Below are 3,221 nucleotides of genomic sequence, written 5' to 3'. Positions count from 1 at the left end.
CCGCCCGGAGCAGCACCACATCGTGTCCAACGCCTCGTGCACGACCAACTGCCTGGCTCCGATGGTCGACGTGCTGCACCGCACCTTCGGGGTCCGGCGGGGCCTGATGACCACCATCCACAGCTACACCAACGACCAGTCCCTGCTCGACGGCCCGCACAAGGACCTGCGCCGGGCCCGCTCCGCGGCGGTCAACATGATCCCCACCTCCACCGGCGCCGCCACCGCGGTCGGCCTCGTGCTGCCCGAACTGGCCGGCCGGCTGCACGGCGTCGCGGTGCGCGTGCCGGTCGAGGACGGTTCGCTCACCGACCTCACGGTGGAGCTGGAGACCCCGGCTACCGCCATGGAGATCAACCGGGCGTTCGCCGAGGCGGCCGCCGGCCGGCTCAAGGACATCCTTCGCTACACCGAGGATCCCATCGTGTCCCGGGATGCCATCGGTGATCCCGCCTCCTGTGTCTTCGACGCGTCGCTGACCACCGCCGAGGGCACCCTGGCCAAGGTGTTCGGCTGGTACGACAACGAATGGGGCTACGCCCACCGCACCGTCGACCTGGTGCGCCTGATGGCCAGCATGCTCTGACCGGTTGCCGCGGACAAAGAATCCACCGCCCCCCGACGCCTGCGGCGCCGGGGGGCGGTGGGTTATGCGCGGTGGTGCACAGACAACTAGAACGGGCCGTTGTGCTCGAACCACAACGCGGCCAGCTTGAGCGCGGCCCAGTGGCGACGGACATGGTGGCCGCAGAACTGCAACTCGCCCTGGAGCAGACCGATCCGCACCTGGGCGCGTGCACCGCACCGGTCGCAGCGGTCGGTGGCGGTGAACAGGCCGGGCGCGTGGCGAACGGTGGAGGTGATCATGGCTGGCTCCTTGGGCTGACCCCCGCTGGTTCGACCTTGTTGCGTCCAGCCTCCCGCACCGGCCGAGCTTGTCCCACGGCCGTTCGCACCCGGTTCGTGGGTCACCCGGACTCATCGAACGGGGTCGAAGGTCCCTGCCGCCTACCGGATGGCGTCGGTCACGGTGGCCAGTAGTGCGGTGGCGAGATTCCGTTCGGTCGGTGATGCGTGTCGTGGGGTCGGTGGCGGTTCACGGTTCACGGTGTCCGGTGGTGGTCGTCCTTCCGACGGGGTCAAGCCGAGCATGTCCAGGAGTTCGGCGAGCTCGGCGGCATCGCGCGCATGGCTGGCGAGCACCCGGACCGCGCGATGCCGTTGCCAGCGCCGCGGATCGGAACGGTTCGGGGTGGTCGCCATCGTTGTCGCCCTCCTCTCACCCGCCGGGGCCGGACACCTCGGCCCGGACGACACCGGGAACGGCTTCGGCGAGCGCGACGGCCACGTGGCCATCGGTGGCATCGTCGTACTCGTCGCCGACGGTGACGACGCCGTCCCGCACCTGGACGGTCCAGCGGCCCGGCCGGCCGTAGATCTCCAACCGGTGCTTGACGTCCCGAGCGATATCGGTGTCCGAGCGTCCGACGACGCGAACCAGATCGCGGCGGGTGACGATGCCGACCAGGCGGGAACCGTCCACGATCGGCATGCTGCGCTGCCGGGCTTCCAGTAGCGCCGCCGCCAGTTGCGCGACGTCGGTCCCGGGGCTCATCGCGACCGCGGGTGAGGTCATCACCTCGCCGACCGTGGACCGCGATGGCGCCCGGGGCACCCGTTCCCGGCGCAGGTGATCCCGCGGGTCGGGCAGGATCCGGTCGCGGACCAGGTCGGCCTCGGTGACGATGCCGACCAGCCGGTCGTCCTCGTCCACCACTGGCAGCGCGGTGAATCCGCGGTCGGTCAGCAATGCGGCGGCCGCCTGGATAGTGGCCTCCGGCCGGATTGTGACCACCGGGCTGGTCATGATGTCGCGGGCGCGCATCGCGGGCCTCCTTGTATCAGGGGTGTGCGCAGGGTCAGCTCTGCTCCGGCCGAACGACGGCGACCGGGCAGGGTGCGTGATGCAGCAGGGTGTGGCTGACCGAGCCGAGGCCCAGGCCGGTCCATGCCCCGCGACCGCGGGATCCGACCACGATCAGTTGGGCGTCCTTGGCGTGCGCGAGCAGGGCCCGGGCCGGGCGGTCCTGCTCGACGATCCGGTGCACTTCGACGGTGGGAAACTTCTCCTGCCAGGCGGTCAACCGTTCGGCGAGCAGGCGCTGCGCGTCGGCCCGCACCGCCGCCCAGTCCACAAGGGACGGCAGCGCGATCCAGGCCCCGGTGTAGTCGACGTCCAGCCAGGTGTGCACGGCCAGCAGCGGCACGCCCCGCAGCGCCGCGGCTTCGAACGCGAACGCCACCGCGGCCTCGGAGGTGGGGGAGCCGTCCACGCCGACCACGACCGGACCGGTGCCGACCGGTGGTGTCCGCGTACCCGGCGGACGGACGACCACCACCGGGCTGTGCGCGTGCGCGGCCACGGTCACCGCGATGGGACCGACCAGCAACTCGGTGAAGCCGCCAAGCCCACGGGAACCCAGGACCACCATCCGCGCCCCCGCCGACTCCTCGATCAACCCCTTGGCGATCACGCCGGCCCGCAACTCGGTGACGATCTCCACCGGATCGGCGACAGCGCGGGCGGCGTCAGCCGCCTGCCGCAGCCACTGCCGGCACCGGTCGACGAGGACCTCGCCGTGACCGGGCAGATTCACATATCCCGGCGGCACGACGGTGCACACGTGCACCAACCGCAGCGGCGCGTTGCGCAGTTCGGCTTCCCTTGCCGCCCACCGCACGGCGTGCAGCGCGGAGTCCGATCCGTCCACGCCGACGACGATCGGTGATGTCGTAGTCATGGCGTGCTCCTTTCCAAACCAGACATGCCTCCACTCCCTAGCGTTGCGGTCGACACAGCGCCGAGTCAGCGACGAAGGCCCCCCGATCCGAGGACCTTCGACTCCAGATCAACCCGTTCGAGTGAACCCAGACTTGTGGCAGTTGAAAGGAGAAACCGATGAGCATCAAGGAGACTCCCACCACGGCCAAACGGGTTCCGGTCCCCACCGTCGCCGACACCGGCACCCCGCCGGCCACGATCAGCCCGACCGCGGCCAAGCTGCTCGCCCTCACCCGGGTCGGCCTCGGCTTCATCTTCGCCTGGGCGTTCCTCGACAAGATGTTCGGACTGGGCTACGCCACCCCGGAACAGGGCGCCTGGATCAACGGCGGCTCCCCCACCAAAGGCTTCCTCGGCGGCGTCGACCACGGACCGTTCC

At 70.5% G+C, this 3,221-nt stretch carries 5 protein-coding genes and 1 pseudogene; 2 read left to right on the top strand and 4 right to left on the bottom strand.

Going from position 1 to position 3,221, the window contains the following annotated elements; translation table 11 throughout:
• Nucleotides 1-586: type I glyceraldehyde-3-phosphate dehydrogenase (locus tag VFV67_RS09560; protein ID WP_326468872.1), on the top strand; the 586-nt coding region annotated here is incomplete at its 5' end.
• 86 nt (nt 587-672) lie between these two features.
• Here the strand turns inward: VFV67_RS09560 and VFV67_RS09555 are convergent.
• The 4 genes from VFV67_RS09555 to VFV67_RS09540 form a co-directional block, all read right to left on the bottom strand.
• A complete protein-coding gene (locus VFV67_RS09555; protein ID WP_326468870.1) occupies nt 673-867 on the bottom strand; it encodes a DUF7455 domain-containing protein in 195 nt (64 codons plus the stop codon).
• A gap of 141 nt (nt 868-1,008) precedes the next feature.
• Nucleotides 1,009-1,263, bottom strand: coding sequence for a hypothetical protein (locus VFV67_RS09550; protein ID WP_326468869.1), 255 nt, complete (start codon nt 1,261-1,263; stop codon nt 1,009-1,011).
• A 16-nt stretch (nt 1,264-1,279) separates the two neighbouring features.
• The gene (locus VFV67_RS09545; protein ID WP_326468868.1) at nt 1,280-1,885 is read right to left on the bottom strand and encodes an HPP family protein; all 606 of its coding nucleotides are present in this window, start codon (nt 1,883-1,885) and stop codon (nt 1,280-1,282) included.
• Nucleotides 1,886-1,919: 34 nt separating this feature from the next.
• Nucleotides 1,920-2,801, bottom strand: coding sequence for a universal stress protein (locus tag VFV67_RS09540; RefSeq protein WP_326468867.1), 882 nt, complete (start codon nt 2,799-2,801; stop codon nt 1,920-1,922).
• A 158-nt stretch (nt 2,802-2,959) separates the two neighbouring features.
• Here VFV67_RS09540 and VFV67_RS09535 point away from each other — a divergent pair.
• A pseudogene (locus VFV67_RS09535) lies at nt 2,960-3,221 on the top strand (hypothetical protein); the annotation flags it as partial.

This window comes from Actinophytocola sp., assembly GCF_035762905.1.
Taxonomy (GTDB): domain Bacteria; phylum Actinomycetota; class Actinomycetes; order Mycobacteriales; family Pseudonocardiaceae; genus DASYTH01.
This window is presented reverse-complemented; position numbering and strand designations above follow the sequence as displayed.